The 15,969-nt window shown below is 72.7% G+C and carries 14 protein-coding genes; 5 read left to right on the top strand and 9 right to left on the bottom strand.

Annotation, left to right across the window (positions count from 1 at the left end):
• Positions 1–8: 8 nt before the first annotated feature.
• A complete protein-coding gene (locus tag Aau02nite_RS18470) occupies positions 9–494 on the bottom strand; it encodes a MarR family winged helix-turn-helix transcriptional regulator (protein WP_212989695.1) in 486 nt (161 codons plus the stop codon).
• Between the two features lie 50 nt (positions 495–544).
• On the opposite strand from Aau02nite_RS18470, the gene Aau02nite_RS18465 reads away from it, so the two are divergent.
• Entirely contained in the window at positions 545–1,678 is a 1,134-nt protein-coding gene (locus Aau02nite_RS18465) for a PP2C family protein-serine/threonine phosphatase (RefSeq protein ID WP_212989694.1), read from the top strand.
• A gap of 52 nt (positions 1,679–1,730) precedes the next feature.
• Here the strand turns inward: Aau02nite_RS18465 and Aau02nite_RS18460 are convergent, their stop codons facing one another.
• The 3 genes from Aau02nite_RS18460 to Aau02nite_RS18450 all read right to left on the bottom strand — a co-directional run bounded on the left by Aau02nite_RS18460 (position 1,731) and on the right by Aau02nite_RS18450 (position 5,618).
• Positions 1,731–3,431: a VWA domain-containing protein gene (locus Aau02nite_RS18460; RefSeq protein WP_212989693.1), complete on the bottom strand. Its 1,701-nt coding sequence runs from the start codon at positions 3,429–3,431 to the stop codon at positions 1,731–1,733.
• Between the two features lie 241 nt (positions 3,432–3,672).
• Positions 3,673–4,737 (bottom strand): lactonase family protein, encoded by a 1,065-nt coding sequence (locus Aau02nite_RS18455; protein WP_212989692.1) that lies wholly within the window; start codon positions 4,735–4,737, stop codon positions 3,673–3,675.
• Between the two features lie 77 nt (positions 4,738–4,814).
• Entirely contained in the window at positions 4,815–5,618 is an 804-nt protein-coding gene (locus Aau02nite_RS18450; RefSeq protein ID WP_212989691.1) for a hypothetical protein, read from the bottom strand.
• A gap of 166 nt (positions 5,619–5,784) precedes the next feature.
• Between Aau02nite_RS18450 and Aau02nite_RS18445 the strand changes: the two genes are divergently transcribed.
• Entirely contained in the window at positions 5,785–7,494 is a 1,710-nt protein-coding gene (locus tag Aau02nite_RS18445; protein ID WP_212989690.1) for an AfsR/SARP family transcriptional regulator, read from the top strand.
• A 16-nt stretch (positions 7,495–7,510) separates the two neighbouring features.
• Here Aau02nite_RS18445 and Aau02nite_RS18440 read toward each other — a convergent pair whose 3' ends face one another.
• From Aau02nite_RS18440 to Aau02nite_RS18425, 4 genes are all read right to left on the bottom strand, one after another.
• Positions 7,511–8,110, bottom strand: coding sequence for a GTP-binding protein (locus Aau02nite_RS18440; protein ID WP_212989689.1), 600 nt, complete (start codon positions 8,108–8,110; stop codon positions 7,511–7,513).
• Positions 8,091–8,441, bottom strand: coding sequence for a DUF742 domain-containing protein (locus Aau02nite_RS18435; RefSeq protein ID WP_212989828.1), 351 nt, complete (start codon positions 8,439–8,441; stop codon positions 8,091–8,093). The genes Aau02nite_RS18440 and Aau02nite_RS18435 overlap by 20 nt, the downstream gene beginning before the upstream one ends.
• Positions 8,442–8,553: 112 nt before the next feature.
• Entirely contained in the window at positions 8,554–8,970 is a 417-nt protein-coding gene (locus Aau02nite_RS18430; RefSeq protein WP_212989688.1) for a roadblock/LC7 domain-containing protein, read from the bottom strand.
• The gene (locus Aau02nite_RS18425; RefSeq protein WP_246595254.1) at positions 8,971–12,234 is read right to left on the bottom strand and encodes a sensor histidine kinase; all 3,264 of its coding nucleotides are present in this window, start codon (positions 12,232–12,234) and stop codon (positions 8,971–8,973) included. It lies immediately after the preceding gene.
• A 299-nt stretch (positions 12,235–12,533) separates the two neighbouring features.
• Here Aau02nite_RS18425 and Aau02nite_RS18420 point away from each other — a divergent pair, with 299 nt between their 5' ends.
• From Aau02nite_RS18420 to Aau02nite_RS18410, 3 genes are all read left to right on the top strand, one after another.
• A complete protein-coding gene (locus Aau02nite_RS18420; RefSeq protein ID WP_212989687.1) occupies positions 12,534–13,178 on the top strand; it encodes a hypothetical protein in 645 nt (214 codons plus the stop codon).
• Between the two features lie 10 nt (positions 13,179–13,188).
• The gene (locus Aau02nite_RS18415) at positions 13,189–14,370 is read left to right on the top strand and encodes a hypothetical protein (RefSeq protein WP_212989686.1); all 1,182 of its coding nucleotides are present in this window, start codon (positions 13,189–13,191) and stop codon (positions 14,368–14,370) included.
• Between the two features lie 78 nt (positions 14,371–14,448).
• Positions 14,449–15,486, top strand: coding sequence for a helix-turn-helix transcriptional regulator (locus Aau02nite_RS18410; protein WP_212989685.1), 1,038 nt, complete (start codon positions 14,449–14,451; stop codon positions 15,484–15,486).
• On the opposite strand, the gene Aau02nite_RS18405 is transcribed toward Aau02nite_RS18410, so the two are convergent.
• Positions 15,475–15,969, bottom strand: coding sequence for a hypothetical protein (locus tag Aau02nite_RS18405; RefSeq protein WP_212989684.1), 495 nt, complete (start codon positions 15,967–15,969; stop codon positions 15,475–15,477). The genes Aau02nite_RS18410 and Aau02nite_RS18405 overlap by 12 nt on opposite strands.

Below are 15,969 nucleotides of genomic sequence, written 5' to 3'. Positions count from 1 at the left end.
TCGTAAGCTCAGGCCGAGCGGGCGGTGGAGCCCGGGGTCTCCTCGGCCACGGCGGCCACGGCGGCGAACTCCGTGAGGCCGCGCAGCAGCGCCGCCCGGCCCGCCGGCGTCATCCGCTCCAGCACGTCGGTCAGCAGCTCACGGCGGGTGGTGCGCAGGTGGTCGAGCAGTTGGCGCGAGGACGGTGTCAGGTACAGCGCGATCTCGCGGCGGTCCGCCCGGCCGGGCGAGCGCTCCACCATGCCGGAGGCCACCAGGCGGTCGCAGAGCCGGCTGGCCGAGGAGAGGATCATCCGCAGCTGCGTCGCCAGGCCACGCAGGTTGATGCCCTCCTCGCGTTCGACCACGAGCAGGGCGTTCAGCTGGGGGCCGGAGAGCAGCGGGGTGGCCAGCTGGCGAGCGGCATCCCACGTGGCCAGCAGGGCGGGCGCGGCGTCGTCGACTGCCGCGGCGCGCGTCGGGTCCGGCCCATCCGGCCCATGGTGTTCGGCCATGGTGCAGCAGAGACTACCCGTACGCCGGAGGCTGTCGAGGGGTGGAAACCGTGTCCGACCGATTGACCGCGGTCCGGCGCGCGCTGCGCGACGCGCCGGCCGACCGCCTGGTCGAGTGCCTGACCGAGACGGTCGCCAAGGAGTACGCGGTGACCGACCTCGACCTGCTGCTGGTCGATTACCGCCTGGCCACCCTGCTGCCGCTGCTCGACGGTCCCCCGGTGACCCGCGCGGGCGATCCGGCGTGGCGCTCGTTCGACCACCAGAGCGAGGTCACCGCCGGGCACACCGGGTTCGTGCCGGTGACCGCGCGCGGGGAGCGGATCGGGGTGCTGCGCTACACGCCGGTCCCCGAGGCCGTAACCGCCCGGGCCGAGCTCGCCGAGGTCGCCTCGATGCTCGCGCACGAGTTGCAGGCGGCCGCGGCCGGCACGGACAGGTACGCGGTCGCCGCCCGGACCAGGCGGCTCACCCTGGCCGCGGAGATGCAATGGGAGCTGCTGCCGGGGCGCAGCCGCACCGGCCCGTCGTTCAGCCTGGCCGGGCAGCTGGAGCCGTCGTACGCGGTCCACGGCGACAGCTTCGACTGGGCCGAGCAGGACGGGCGGCTCTATCTCAACGTGCTCAACGGCCACGGCGACGGGATGAACGCCACGCTGCTGACGTCGCTGGCCACGTACGCGTTGCGCAACGCCCGCCGCGCCGGGCTGGCGCTGGCCGACCAGGCCGCCCTCGCCGATCAGGCGGTCTTCGCCCAGCATCGCGGCGACCTGCACGTGGAGACGCTGCTGCTGGAGCTGGACCTGCGGACCGGTGTGGTGCTGGCCGTGGACGCCGGTTCGCCGCGGATGATGGTGCTGCGCGAGGGCGAGGTGCTGGACGAGCCGCTGGAGGCGCAGTTCCCGCTCGGGATGTTCGAGACCTCGGAGTACCGGCCGCAGTCCTTCACCCTGTGCCCCGGCGACCGGCTTCTGATCGTCAGCGACGGGGTCTTCGACGCGGCCAGGGAGAACAGCCGCTACGGCGAGTCCGCGTTGCACCGTTTCGTGCGGCGGACCGGCTCGCTGGCGCCGCTGCAGGCGATCCGCTCGCTGCTCGGTGATCTGCGCGCCTTCGTCGGTGGCGACCTGGACGACGACGCGGTGGCCGTCTGTCTGGACTGGACCGGCGGCCCGGTGAACTGACACGGCCGCCGGTTCCCCTGCGGGAGCCGGCGGCCGTGGTGCCTTCAGCGGGTCAGCGCGCGGCGCCCGAGCGGGAGGAGATCGCCTCGAGGAAGATGTCGGCGATCTTCGCGGGGTCGGGCGCGACGAACACACCGCCGTCGCGGGTGGCCTTGGCGATCGCGTCGAGCTCGGCCCGGTCGACCTCGTTGCCGATACCGATGATCACCAGGCGGACCGGACGCGTCGGATCGGCGAGCTTCTTGAGCTCGGCGACCAGGGTGGCCCGGCTGATGCCGTCCGGGTTCTTGTTCGCTCCGTCGGTGAAGAGCAGCACCGAGTTGACCCGGCCTCCCTGCCAGGTGTCCTGCACGTTCTTGTACGCCGCCAGCGCGGTGTCGTAGAGACCGGTCTGGCCGCCCTGCTTGGGCTGGATCTTCTGGATCGAGGCGGCCAGCGCGGACCGGCGCGAGGACAGCGGGCTGATCGGCTCGATCACCTTCCACGGCTGCTTGCCCACCAGCTCGGTGGAGAAGATCCAGGTGCCGACCGCCCATTTGTCGTCGAACAGGGCGAGGCCCTGGGCGGCGGCACGCCGGGTCACCTCGGCGCGGGTCAGGCCACCGGCCGTCGGCACCTTGGTGAGCATCGAGCCGGAGACGTCGAAGACGGCCAGCGCGCGGCCCGGCAGGGTGATCGCGGCCCAGCTGCCCAGCGCCCGGTTGAGCGCACCGGCGTCGAGCCCGGCCGCGGCGGCACCCTCGGAGCCACCGGCGGGCTTCGCCGCGGCGGGCGAAGCCTGGGGCGCGCCGACCGGAGCGGCGAAACCGGCGCCGACCGTGCCGTCGGGGGCCCGCAGACCCGTGGCCGCCAGCTCGTTCTTGAAGCTGGCCTGCTCCAGCACCTGCCGCAGGCCGGTGGCGGCCGCGGCCTTGGTCAGGTCGACCTCGGGCATGACCGCGTACGGGTAGTTCAGGGCGGGCGGCGTCGGCTCGAGATAGAGCGCGGCCAGCTTCACCTCCGGACGTTCCGCGTTGTAGGCGACCACGTCCTCCTCGGACAGCGGCGCGGCGCTGATGCTGCTGGCCAGATCCGCCGCGTCGAGCGAGCGGGGGAACTTCTGCAGCAGGTCGTCGCGCAGCGACGAACTGCCGGCCGCCAGCGCGCGCAGGGCACCGACCTGAGTGGCCTTGGCGTCCGGGCTGGTGCCGGTGGCACTGCCCAGGGCGAGCAGACCGGCTAGCCCGGCCGCATCGCGGGTCGGGTCCACGATGCCGGTGCGCAGCGAGTTACCCGTGGTGATCTTGGCGACCAGGTCGGACCAGGCCAGCTTCTTGTCGGGCCAGCCGACCTGCTGGGCGATGGGCTCCGGCATGGCGACCACGACCGGGCTCTGCGCGATCGAGGTGCCGTCGGTGGGCACGAAGCCGGAGGCCTCCGAGCTCAGTCGCAGCAGCCAGGTCGACGAGTCCGGGAGCCAGACGTCCGGGACCAGCGCGGACTTGCCCGCGGGGGGAAGACCGGTGAGGGTGACCCCGTGCCGGAGCGCCAGGGCCGAGGCCGTGGTGGCGGGGTTGACACCGGTCACGTTCACGGCGACACAGGTTCCGTTGACATTGGCGCCGCCGGAACTCCACTGCTGAGCAGCGCGGTCCACGGCGGGGGCGATCTCGGGGGCGGCAGCGACGGTCAGCTTGATCTGACCGGAACACTTGTCCGCAGCGAGACTCTGATAGCCGAGCCAGGAACCAGCGAGGACGACAACGATCGCCATCGCAGATGCGACGACGCCGGCTCCTCTGAGATTGAAGTTTCTGCGATGGCGGCCTGACACGCGCTCCATACTGCGCAGTAGCGGACGCGAATGCCATATACGTTCGGACGAAAGTTACTCGGATTGGGTTTTTCCCCTCCTTAATTCACGTTCCGTGAGGAGCCCTATCCGAGCAGTGCGCAGGCGTTCGTGGTGCTTGCCGGATTTCGGCGATAAGTAACAACACTCCGCGAGTGTCCGGTTATGACTTTCCGGTGGCTGCGACCGCGTTCCAGCGCAGCACACATGTCGGGCTACCCTCCGCCACCGGCTCACCCTGGGCGCGCGGAATGCCGGTGTCCGGGTCGATCCGGAACACGGTGACGTTCTGTGAACGCTCGTTGGCTACGTAGAGATGGTCCCCGAGCAGGGCGAGGTGACGCGGCCACACTCCGCCGGTGGCCACCTCGGCGATCAGGGTGCCGCCCTCGGGCTCCCAGGCGAAGACCGAGACGGTGTCGGGGCCGCGGTTGGCCACGTACACGAAACGGCCGTCGCGCCCGGTCGCCAGCTCGGAGGGGTAGTTCGACTTCTCGGAGCTGCTGGCCGCACCGCCGGCCAGGCACAGGCTGCCGTCCGAAGTGTCCGGTCGGTACCAGGTCAGGTCGCCGGTGAGCTCGCCCACCAGCAACAGTGCCCCGTCGATCGCATACCGCAGGTGGCGCGGGCCGGTGCCGGGCGCCGCGACGACCGCCGCACCGACGAGCGTCAACCGGCCGGACACGGCGTCCAGGCGGGCCCGCCAGACCCGGTCCGAGCCCAGGTCGGCGATCAACACGTCCGGACCGTTCGGATCCGGCGCCACCATGTGCGCGTGCGGACCGTCCTGGCGGTCCGCGACCGGGCCCTGCCCCTGAAGGTGCAGCAGGTCGCAGCGCTCGCCCGGCACACCGTCGGCGTCGAGCGGATGCACGGACACGTCGCCGCTGGTGTAGTTGGCCACCAGCAGGTGCCGGGCATCGGCGGAGACCGCCAGGTGGCACGGGGCCGAGCCACCGGTGGACTGCACGGCGAGCGGGGTCAGCGACGCGTCCTCGCCGATCGCGAACGCGCTCACCGTGCCCGCGTCCAGCTCGTTCACCGCGTACAGCACCGGCAGCCGGGGGTGCTGGGCCAGGAAGGACGGCGACGGGGTACGGGCGGCGACACCCAACCGGGTCAGGTCGCCGGTCTCCGGGTCACGCCGCAACAGCGCGATGCCCTCCCCCTCGCCGCCGCTCTCACCGGTGTAGCAGCCGAGGAAGACGTACTCGTGATTCGCGCCCATGCCCCAGATCCAATCACGCGCGGGCGGCGGGCGCGCGGACCCCCGTCAGACCCGCGCGACCGCCGTCCGGCCGTACCTCAGGCGTTGAGCAACTCGTAGGCGGCCTTGGTCGCCGGCTGCTGCTCGTCCGCCGCGGGCGCTGCCGGCGTGGGCGTGGCGCCGTAGCCGGTGTAGGTGATCGCGTAGCGAGTGGCCTTGACCTTGCCCGCAGCCGGGATCCGCACAATCGTCGAGGTCAGCCGCCCCTGGTCGTCGACGGTCGCCTCGAACGGCACCGCCCTGGCCTTCTCCCCCAGCGCCTTGAGCCGGCCGGCGTCGACGATGGCCGCGTCGCCCTGCTGGGTCAGGTCCGTGGTGCCGGCGAAGTGCCCGTCGCTGGTCCGCTCGACGGCGACGATGGCCCGCAGCACCGTGCCCGCCTCGCCCGGGTCGGTCTCGTTGTCGTAACGCACCGGGACGTCGTCGTCCTTGACCTTCGCGGGGTCGATCAGCATCCACTTCTTCGGCAGCTTGGGCAGTCCGGTCAGCCCCTCGGTGCCGGTGAACCGGATCTTGATCCAGGCCTGCTCCTTCACGACCAGGTAGTCCGAGTGCAGGGTGAAGCCCGCCTCCGGCTCCCGGTAGCGGAAGCCGACCCGGTAGCTCCGCTTGCTCGCGTCGATCTCCCCGGCGGCCGGCGCCTCCCCGCCCTCGACCGTGAACTTGAAGCTGCCGGTCGACGCGTCCGGCAAGGACTTCAGCAACGCGTCGCGCGGTGCGAGCGGCTTGGCCGAGGCGGGCGCCGCATCCCCGACGGCATCCGCGACACCGCAGCCACCGGCCGCGACACCCACCACGAGCAGGACACCCAGACCGGCCAGCCGAGCCTTGGAAACATTCATCAGGTCATCGCTTTCTCTCCCATGGCGGCCGGTCCGGCCGGCCCGCCTTGTCGGGTTGACGCGGTGAAGCCTGGGTGACAGTGCTGCGGCCGGGCTGCCGCTATGCTGCTGCCGGCTGCCGTTCCGCTGCCGTTTCTCATCCGGGCTGCTCAAGGGGGGTGTCGCGGTGACCGGCACTCCGTCGGACCCCGCGCTGAGGTTCGAGATCCTCGGTGACGTACGCGCCCTGCGCGGCGCCGAGGAGGTCGATCTCGGGCCCGCCAAGCAACGCGCGGTGCTCGCCGTGCTGCTGCTGCACGCCGGCCACCCGGTCCCGACGCACCAGATCGTCGACGCCGTGTGGGGCGACGAGCCCCCGGAGAACGGCGCCAACGTGGTGCAGAAGTACGTGGCCGGACTGCGCCGGGTGCTGGAACCGGAACGATCGCCGCGTTCCCCGGGTGAGCTGATCGCCCTGGCCAACGGCGGGTACGTGCTGCGCGTCGAGGCGGGCGCCCTGGACGCCGACCGGTTCCAGGCCGGCCTGGCGCAGGCCACGGCCGAACGCAAGGCCGGGCAGCTCGCCGAGGCGGCCGACACTCTGCGCCGGTCCCTGGGTCTGTGGCAGGGCGAGGCGCTGGCCGGGCTGACCGGGCCGGCCTTCGACTCCGCCCGTAACCGGCTCACCGATGCGCGGGCCACCGCGTGGGAGAAGTGGGCCGACATCGAGCTGGCCCGGGGCAACCACACCGGACTGATGCCCGACCTGGTCCGGCTGGTGGAGCAGTTCCCGCTGCGCGAAGGGCTGCGCGCGCAGCTCATGATCGCCCTGCATCAGGGCGGACGGCAGGCCGAGGCGCTGGCCGCGTTCCGCGACGCCCGCGCCTACTTCCTCGAGGAGTTCGGGGTCGAGCCGGGCGAACGGATGCAGGAGACGCACCGCCGCATCCTGCGCGGCGAGCCGTTCTACTCCGAGCCGGTCGACCCGTGGGCCGACAGCGACGACATCCCGGCGCCCCGCGCCTCACCGGAGAACGCCCGGCCCGTGGCGCCGGCCGCGGTCGCCGCACCGCAGAACTACGTGCAGCAGTACGTGCCGCCGGACGTCACCGAGGTGGTGCCGGACCGGCGGCCGGCTCCCGCCCCGGCGAGATTCCCGATCGGTGCGGCCGCCTGGGGACTGGCGCCCCCGTCGCCGCCCGCGTACGCGCCGCCCCGCAAGCGCTTCCCGGTCGGCGAGGTCATCGTGGCCGCCCTGTTGCCGATCATCATCTGCTCGTTCGGCAGCTGGATCTACTTCGTGTACGCGGGCATCCGCCGCCAGGAGCGACGCCAGTTCCTCGCCGCCGTGGGCTATGCGGGGCTGTTCGTGGTGGGCGTCCTGCTCGCCGCGTCGAATCCGAGCCCGGTCGACAGTCCCGACCTGAACCCGACCGAGTGGATGGCCTTCCTGTTGTTCGCCGCGGTCGCCGTCGCCTCGGCGGTGCACGGCGCGGTGCTGGCGTCACACCCGGGCGACAGCCCGCGCAGCCGCAACCTGCGTGACCAGGCCCGCCAGTTCGCCACCTTCGACCCGGAACGGGCCCGCAGCCTCGGCATCGGCCGGCCGGACCTGATGCGCGCCTTCGACGACGGCGGCCTGGTCGACGTGAACCACGTGCCCGGCAACGAACTGGCCCGGCTGCCGGGGATCAGCTCCGAGCAGGCGCACGGGATCGTCATCGACCGGCTCAACCGCGGCCCGTACGGCCAGCCGGAGGATCTCGTGATCCGCGGCGTGCTGCCGATGCGCGCGGTGAACCGGCTGGCCTCGCGGCTGATCTGCCTGCCGGTCGCCCAGCACGGCACCCCGCCCGGCGGCTGGCCGTCGACGTATCCCTCGGCGCGCTACGGCTGACGCCGCGCCGGCGACCTCAGCGGGCGCCGGCCGCCAGCAGCTGCCGGCGCGCGACGTACTCGACCAGTTCGATCAGCACGTTGCGGGCAGCCAGCGGCTCCCGCGCGTCGAACTCCACCACCGGCACGTCGGGATCCAGGTCGAGGGCCTTGGCCACCGCCTTGCCGCCGAAGCGACGTTCGGAGTCGAAACAGTTCACCGCCACGACGAACGGCGTCCCGCGCTGCTCGAAGTAGTCGATCGAGGGGAAGCAGTCCGCCAGCCGGCGGGTGTCGGCCAGCACGACGGCACCGAGCGCGCCCTGCGACAGCTCGTCCCAGAGGAACCAGAAGCGGTCCTGCCCCGGCGTGCCGAAGAGGTAGAGCTGCAGATCCTCGGTGATCGTGATGCGACCGAAGTCCATGGTGACGGTCGTCGTCCGCTTGCCCTCGACACCCGAGGTGTCGTCGGCGCCGTCGACGCCGGTCAGTACCTCCTCGGTCTGCAACGGCCGGATCTCGCTGACCGAGCCGACCATGGTGGTCTTGCCCGCACCGAACCCGCCGGCGATGAGGATCTTGAGCGCGACCGGGATACGCGAGCGCGTGCCGTCTCGGTCAGAGCGCACGGAGTCCATTGACAACCGCCTTGAGTACGTCGACGTCGTGCGGCTGGGAGGCCGCGGGGGGTTCGTAGAGCGAAATCAATCCCGCCGAGCGTAGATCACCCAGCAGGACCCGGACGACCCCGATGGAGAGGTCCAGTTTGGAGGCTAGTTCCACGACGGACGTGGGCTCCCACGCCGCGCCGACCAGAGCGTGATGCTCCGGTTGCAGCGATGGTGCCGGCGGCGCGTCGGGCACGGTTGCCACCACGAAGGCGAGCAGGTCGAACTCGCCGCCGGAGGGCGCGACCCGGCCCTGGGTGACCGCGTACGGCCGGACCACCGGGCCCGCGTCCTGATCCATCCAGTCGTGCGGGGCCCGCAGCGGATCGGTCCGCAGCGGAACCGTGTCCCGGTCGCCCCAGTCACGCGGAGACTGCCCGCCCTGGCCACCCCAGTCGTGCGGGGCCCGCGGGTCAGCGGGCATCGGACCCGGCGGGACGTTCCGGGGCGTCCATCGTCTGCCCCACCCGGGTGACGAGCATGGCCATCTCGTACGCGATCAGGCCCAGGTCCGCGTCGCTGGCCGCGAGCACCGCCAGGCAGGCGCCCAGCCCGGCGGCCGTGACGAAGAGGAACGCGTCCTCCATCTCGACCACCGTCTGGCGTACCGGGCCGGCCCGGAAGTGCCGGCTCGCACCCTTGGCCAGGCTCTGGAAGCCCGCGGCCATCGCCGACAGGTGCTCGGCGTCCTCCCGGCTGAGCGCCGCCGAGGCGCCCATCATGAGCCCGTCCGCCGACAGCACCACAGCCTGCTGCGCGGACGGCACTCGCTCGATCAGATCGTCGAGCAGCCAGGTGAGGTTGGCACTCTGGTTTGTCGTGTATCCCACTTATGCGTCCTTATCCGGCCGGTTCTCGTGATTTTCGGGCGCGTTGTCTGTGCTGTCGTCGGATCCGGCCGCCACCGGGTCCTGCACTGCCGGGAAAATGACGGTAGCCGCCTCGGACCACATCGGCTCCCCAACCGTCCGCTGTTTGTCAGTTTCCGGACTGTCATCTGCACTTCCGTCCGCCTGGGCATCCGGCGAGCCGGCCGCCGCGGCGGTCAGGCCGGCTGCCTCCCGCCGACCCCGGGTGGTGCCCTGCTGCAGGGCACTCATCAGGGACCGGACCTGCTCCGGCGACCGCGACGGGGCCGCGGTCTGCTCGGCGACCGGTCCCCGCAGCTGCGGGGCGAGGCTGGCCTGACGGACGCGACGCGGCAACAGCGGCTCGTCCGCCTCGTCGCCGGACGGCGCCTCGCGGGGCATCGCCTCGGGAGCGACCCGGGGCGACGGGATTCGCGGCGGCACGGGCGCCGGCACCGGGCCCGGAGCGCCGGGCACCGCCGGTCCGTCGCCGGGCCGGAGCGGTCCGTCGCCGGGCCAGAGCGGTCCGTCGCCGGGCCAGAGCGGTCCGTCGCCGGGCCGGAGCGGTCCGTCGCCGGGCCGGAGGGGGCTGTCGATACCCGGCCCGTCCCGACCGGCCCCGTCGAGACCGGGGCCGGGCCGGCCCACGCCGGGGACGTTGAGCCCGGCGCCGGTCAGGCCGCTGCCGTTCGTCGTCGTCCGGCCGTTGCCGGCCGACGGGAAGTCGGAACTCAGCGACGCGGGCGAGGCCGGGGTGACCGGCGCGGCCGAGGTTGTCGGCGTGACCGGCGTTGTCGGCGCGGCCGGGGTAGTCGGCGTGACCGGCGCGGCCGGACCGGACGGAGTGGAGAGACCGGCCGGTGAGGTCAGGTTCGGTGGCAGCAGTGCCGGCGGGGCCGACCGCTGGTCGTTCGCCCGGCGCGGCTTGGTGCGACGGCGCTGCACCAGGCCGTCCTCGGTCAGCCCGTCCACGACCGCGCTGGGCGCCGGCCCACCGGGGGTCCCGGCCGGATCGGTGACCGGGCTGTCCGACAGGCCCAGGGTGTGCCGGCTCAGAGGCCGGGTCGGGTCGCCCACGTCGGCGCCCGTCGCGGTGGCCGGCTCCGGCCGCCCCGGGCCGGGCTGCCCGGTGTCGTGGGTCAGGCCGGAGGCGTCGGTCAGCTCGGGGCCCGCGGTCGCCGTGCCGTTGATGGTCACCGGACGGCCGGTCATCGCTATCGAGCGCACCTGCTCGGTGCCCTGCCACTGCAGCGCCCCGAGCGAGCTGCGAGCCGGGTCCTCGGTGCCGGTGCCGACCAGCGGCCGGTCCCAGGACGTGTCCGGCGGGGTGCTGCCGGCCGGCAGCGCGGCCTGGCCCTGCCCGGTCGTGACCAGCTCACCGGGCACCAGCACGACGGCCGTCACGCCGCCGTAGCCGCTGGGCCGCAGCGAGACCCGGATGCCGTGCCGGTTGGCCAGCTGGGCCACCACGAACAGGCCCAGCCGGGCGCTGTCGGCGGGATCGAAGTCCGGCGGCTCGAGCAGTTTGCGGTTGGCCTCGGCGAGCGCCTCGGGGGACATGCCCAGGCCGCGGTCCTCGATCTCCAGCGCGTACCCGTTCGGCAGGACCTGCCCCACCACCTGGACCCGGGTCTGCGGCGGCGAGAACGACGCGGCGTTCTCCAGCAGCTCGGCGAGCAGGTGGATGACGTCACCCACGGCCCGGCCCAGCACCGCCGACGACTCGACCGACACGATGTCGATCCGCTTGTAGTCCTCGACCTCACTGATCGCGCCGCGGACAACGTCGATCACCGGCACCGGGTTGCGCCAGCCGCGGCCCGGGGCGGCACCGGCCAGGATGACCAGATCCTCGGCGTGCCGGCGCATGCGGGTGGCGAGGTGGTCGACGCGGTACAGGTCCTCGAGCTCGTCCGGCTCGGTCTCGCGCCGTTCCATCTTGTCGAGCAGGGCCAGCTGCCGGTGCAACAGGGTCTGGCTGCGCCGGGCGATGTTCAGGAAGACCTCGTTGATGCCGCGGCGGACGTTGGCCTCCTCGACCGCCGACTGCACGGCCGTGCGCTGGACCTCGTTGAACGCGCGCCCCACCTGACCGATCTCGTCCCGGCCATACTCCAGGGGTGGCGTCTCGACCTCGACGTCGACGGCCTCGCCGCGCTGCAGGCGCCGGACCACCGCGGGCAGCCGCTCGCCGGCCATCTCCAGGGCCTCGCCGCGCAGCCGGGTCAGCCGGCCGACCATCGAGCGGCCGACCCGCACCGACACGACGATCGAGATGATGAAGGCGATGAGGCCGAGCAGGCCGGCCAGGCCGAGCCGGACCAGCACGTCCACGGCGACCGGCCGGGCGTCGCCGGGCAGCGCCGCGACGGCGTTGACCTCGAACGCGGTCAGCTGCTGGGTCGCCGTGTCGAAGGTCGGGCTCCACTCGGCCGCGGTGATCGGCAGCGCCGTGCTGGGCCGGCTGTCGCTGAGCAACTCGTCCTGCAGCTCGCGCAGCCGGCTGAACGAGGGGCCGGTGCTGAGCTTCTGGAAGGCCGCCCGGTCCTGCGCGGGCAGGTCGGTGACACCCTCGGCCAACAGGAAGCGGGACATGCTGATCGCCTGCAGCAGGTCGACCCGGGCGTCCGCGCTCAGCTCGCCGGCCGTGAGGGCCCCGCCCACCAGGGAGTTGCTCCGGCTGAGGTAGTCCTGGCCGCGCGCGATGGTGACCACGGCGCGGATCTTGCGGTCGATGCGCTCGTCACCGAAGGCGGCGGTCGCGATGAACATCCGGAAGCCGGACTCCACGATGCTGTTGTAGAGATTCTGCGCGCCGAGCGCGTCGACCTCCCGGCGGTCGATGTGCTGCCTGTTCTCGTTCAGCCCGTCGAGCTCGGAGAAGAGCTGACGGATGCGGGTCCGCAGCACGTCGTCGGCCGCGTCCTGGGCGTCGGCGCTGCCCGCCACCCGGCGGAAATCCGCGGCGGCGCGGTCGGTCGAGGCCCGCTGGGCGGCCAGCTCCGGCGGGACGGGCCGGTCGTCCGAGAGGTACGCGACGGAGAGCCGGCGTTCCATCTGCAGCTGACCGACGAGCCGCTCGCCGGGCGAGCCCACCTTGTCCACCAGGGTCTGGGCTGAGAGCAGCTTGCTCGCCGGGCCGGCGGTCACGCCCGTGGCGAAGATCCAGAGTGCCAGCAGCGCGGTCAGCGGGACCGCGGCCAGCGCGACGATCTTCGAACGGATCGACCAGTTGCGGGTTCGCATCAGACTCCGCCCGAGGGGATTGCAGGACCGTCGGCACGCCGGACCGGGGTACCACGGACGAGGGATTGACGGCCGTTGACCTCGGTGCTGCGTGCGCCTCCGGCAGAATACGGAATGGATGCGCTCCCAGCCACCTCGCCGGTGTGCCACAGATCTCCACAAAGCACTCGCGAACCGGTCGAACCGGTGCGGAGGGCCCGCTCGCGACCCGCGTGAGCAAGATTTCACCCTGGCACCTGGAATCGGATTGATGACCCTGGTTGAGTGGGCATACCTCCCGGTGAAGAAGGAGGAACGCCATGTCCGCTTGGCTCACCATCGTCCTGATCGTCATCGTGCTGGTGATCGTCGCCGCGATTCTGCTCGCGGTCCGGGCCGGCCGCCGCAAGAAGCTGCAGCAGACGTTCGGCCCCGAGTACGACCGCGTCGTCGCCGACGCCGACAGCCGTACCGATGCCGAGCGTGAACTGCGCGAGCGCGAGAAGCGGCATGCCGAGCTCGAGCTCAAGCCGCTGTCCGCCGAGTCCAAGGCCAAGTACTCGGTCGCCTGGGAAGAGGTGCAGATCCAGTTCGTGGACGCACCCGAGACCGCCGTGTCGACCGCCGACGAGCTGACCACCCGGCTCATCGCGGAACGCGGCTACCCGACCGGCGACTACGACGACCAGCTCGCCACCCTCTCCGTCGAGCACGCCCGCACGCTCGAGCACTACCGTGACGCCCACGCGATCAGCGAGCGCAGCAAGAACGGTCAGGCGGACACCGAGGACCTGCGGCAGGCGCTGGTCCACTACCGTGCCCTCTTCGCCGACCTGCTCGGTGAGAACCCGGTCCGCAGCGAGGGCGCGAGCACCCCGGCCGACGAGCCGAAGGTCCCGAACCAGCAGATCAACAACCACGACAGCGACGTCGCGGGCTCCCGTCCCGACGCCACGAGCCGCTGAGGAGCCGACCATGCGTTTCTTCTCCAACGACGCGCGCGAGTCCAGCGATGAGCAGCCCCGCGACGACGGGCCGGACCACGTACGGTCCGAACCGGTGGCCGTACCGAACCAGCGGCCGCCGTCGCCCTGGTCGAACACGCCTCCCACGGCCGACGACGACACCGTCCGCGACAGTGACGCGGACGCGGACGCGACCCGCCGCGAGGACACCGACCCGCCGCCGTTCCACGAGCCCAGCCCGCAGCCGACCGCGTTCGGCGCGTCGACCGTCGGCGGCGCGGTGGCCGCGTCGGCCATGGCCAATCCGACCAACGACCGGTGGGACGCGACCGACCGTGACTCGGCGGCCGACACCGGCGTCGGCGACGACGCCAATGTCGCTCCGGGCGACGGCGTGGTGACCTCCACTGCCGACCCGCACCCCGGGCACGGCACGGTCACCGCTCCGGACACCGTCCCGGCCACCTGGACGGCGGACGACACCCGCGACGGGCGCGACCGCACCGACCCCGACGGCGTCGTCGACGTTCCGCTCGACGACACGACCAGCACTGACGCCGGCGCGGTCTCGGCCGGGTCGGGCGCCCGCACCGACCAGAACACTTCGGACAGCCCCGACCTCGACCGGGACGGCAACCGGGACGATTCGGTCACCACCTTCGACGACCCGGCCCCGGCGACGTCCGGCGCGCTCAAGGACGACGGCGGCTTCGACGACCCCAAGGCCGTCGACCCCGCCACCGAGACCCCCCTCGAGAGCTCCGCCTCGGACGGCAACACCGCTGACGCCGCGCCGCTCAAGGACGACGGTGGCTTCGACGACCCCAAGGCCGTCGACCCGGCCACGGGTACGCCGATCGACAGCACCCCGCCCGCCGCCGTGGCGGTCCCGGTCGCCGCCGCAGCGGCCACGACCGCCGGCAGCACGGCGGACGAGCCGGGCAACCTGTTCGACCAGGACGACGCCCGGACGTTCCAGGAGCGGTGGCGCGACGTGCAGCTGCGTTTCGTCGACAGCCCCAAGGACGCCGCCGGCGACGCCGCCAAGCTGGTCGACGAGGCCGTCGAGAAGCTCTCCGCCAGCCTGCGCTCGCAGCGCGAGGGCCTGAACAACGACACCGACGACACCGAGCAGCTCCGGGTACAGCTGCGCGGATACCGGGACATGTTGAACCGCATCCTCAGCCTCTGACCCCGTCCGGCGTTCTCCGACCCGGCCCCGCATCCCGGCCGCGTGCTCACCGCACGCGGCCGGTGCCATGCTGGGCGGATGCGTGCGTCCCGGCTGCTCTCCCTGCTGCTCTTGCTGCAGAACCGCGGGCGGATGACCGCCCAGGAGCTCGCCGACGAGCTCGAGGTCTCCGTGCGGACGGTCTACCGCGACGTCGAGTCGCTCGGCGCGTCCGGCGTGCCGGTCTACGCCGACCGCGGCCCGGCCGGCGGCTACCAACTGCTCGACGGCTACCGCACCCGGCTGACCGGCCTCACCGGCGACGAGGCGGGCACGCTCTTCCTCGCCGGAGTGCCGGGCCCGGCGGCGGAACTCGGCCTCGGCTCGGTGCTGGCGGCCGCGGAGCTCAAGCTGCGGGCGTCGCTGCCGGGTGAGCTGGCGGACCGGGCGGACCGGGTACGCGAACGCTTCCACCTGGACGCGCCGGGCTGGTTCCGCTCCGACGAGCCGACCCCGCACCTGGCCACGGTGGCGGACGCGGTGTGGCGGGCCCGGAAGATCGAGGTCCGGTACCGGCGCTGGAAGGCGCCCCGGGAGGTGGCCCGGACGCTGTCCCCGCTGGGGGTCGTGCTCAAGGCGGGACGCTGGTACCTGGTGGCCGCGTTCCGCGAGCGGATCACGGCGTACCGGGTGGTGAACGTCCTCGACGCGACGCTGCTCGACGAGCCCGCCGAGCGGCCCGCCGGTTTCGACCTGGCGGCGTTCTGGCAGGAGTGGACCGAGCAGTACGAGCGTGGCGTCTACACCGCGCGGGCAACCGTCCGGATGACGACCGAGGCGCTGAACCGGATGGCGTACGTCTTTCCGCCGGAGATGTCGCGGACGGCCCGGGCCTGCGCGGGCCCGGTCGGTGACGACGGGTGGCTGACCACGACCGTGCCGATCGAGTCGGTGCGGCACGGCCACATCGAGCTGCTGAAGCTGGGTGCGGAGGCCGAGGTGCTGGATCCGCCGGAGCTGCGCGAGTGTTTCGCGGAGACGGCTCGCGGCCTGGGCCGGACCTATCTCGCCGCCGACAGCACGAAGCCCGGGCCGAGTGGGCCCGGGCTCCGGGTGGATCGCTCGTCAGACCAGTGACGTGTCGGCCACGGTCTGGTCGGCCTGGCCGGTCTGCGGGTCGGTGGGCGGTGGCACGTCCGGGTCCTCGTCGTCCGGCGGCAGCTCGTCCGGCGGGGTCGAGGACTCCGTCGGCGGGGTCGTCCCGTTGTCGCCGGGATCCGGGGTGTCCGAGGAGACCGGGTCGGTCGGCGGCGTCGACGGCTTCTCCGACGTGGAGGGCGACGGTGTCGGCGACTTGGTCCCCGCCGGACGGGCGTTCTTGGTCCGGGTGAGCGGTTCGGTGTCGGCCTTCGGTTCGGTACGGATCGCCTCGGCCTCGGTCGGTGCGTCGCCCGCACCGGATCCGCCGCGCGGCGCTTCCACATCGTTCTGCACGGTTGTCACGGCGGGCGGACGCTCAGGCGACAACGTCACCTGACCGAACTGCGCGCCGAGCCACATTGCCGGTCCGAGGCCGACCGCGATGATGGCCCCGAAGAGCGCCATCGGTCCCCGTTCCAT

The sequence above is a fragment of the Actinoplanes auranticolor genome (assembly GCF_018332655.1).
Classification (GTDB): domain Bacteria; phylum Actinomycetota; class Actinomycetes; order Mycobacteriales; family Micromonosporaceae; genus Actinoplanes; species Actinoplanes auranticolor.
This window is presented reverse-complemented; position numbering and strand designations above follow the sequence as displayed.

What these genes read in the sequence shown, in the direction of transcription:
- Aau02nite_RS18470 (WP_212989695.1), bottom strand. Translation starts at nt 494, where the DNA reads ATGGCCGAACACCATGGGCCGGATGGGCCGGACCCGACGCGCGCCGCG.
- Aau02nite_RS18460 (WP_212989693.1), bottom strand. Translation starts at nt 3,431, where the DNA reads ATGGCGATCGTTGTCGTCCTCGCTGGTTCCTGGCTCGGCTATCAGAGT.
- Aau02nite_RS18455 (WP_212989692.1), bottom strand. Translation starts at nt 4,737, where the DNA reads ATGGGCGCGAATCACGAGTACGTCTTCCTCGGCTGCTACACCGGTGAG.
- Aau02nite_RS18450 (WP_212989691.1), bottom strand. Translation starts at nt 5,618, where the DNA reads ATGAATGTTTCCAAGGCTCGGCTGGCCGGTCTGGGTGTCCTGCTCGTG.
- Aau02nite_RS18440 (WP_212989689.1), bottom strand. Translation starts at nt 8,110, where the DNA reads ATGGACTCCGTGCGCTCTGACCGAGACGGCACGCGCTCGCGTATCCCG.
- Aau02nite_RS18435 (WP_212989828.1), bottom strand. Translation starts at nt 8,441, where the DNA reads ATGGATCAGGACGCGGGCCCGGTGGTCCGGCCGTACGCGGTCACCCAG.
- Aau02nite_RS18425 (WP_246595254.1), bottom strand. Translation starts at nt 12,234, where the DNA reads ATGCGAACCCGCAACTGGTCGATCCGTTCGAAGATCGTCGCGCTGGCC.
- Aau02nite_RS18420 (WP_212989687.1), top strand. Translation starts at nt 12,534, where the DNA reads ATGTCCGCTTGGCTCACCATCGTCCTGATCGTCATCGTGCTGGTGATC.
- Aau02nite_RS18415 (WP_212989686.1), top strand. Translation starts at nt 13,189, where the DNA reads ATGCGTTTCTTCTCCAACGACGCGCGCGAGTCCAGCGATGAGCAGCCC.
- Aau02nite_RS18410 (WP_212989685.1), top strand. Translation starts at nt 14,449, where the DNA reads ATGCGTGCGTCCCGGCTGCTCTCCCTGCTGCTCTTGCTGCAGAACCGC.
- Aau02nite_RS18405 (WP_212989684.1), bottom strand. Translation starts at nt 15,969, where the DNA reads ATGGAACGGGGACCGATGGCGCTCTTCGGGGCCATCATCGCGGTCGGC.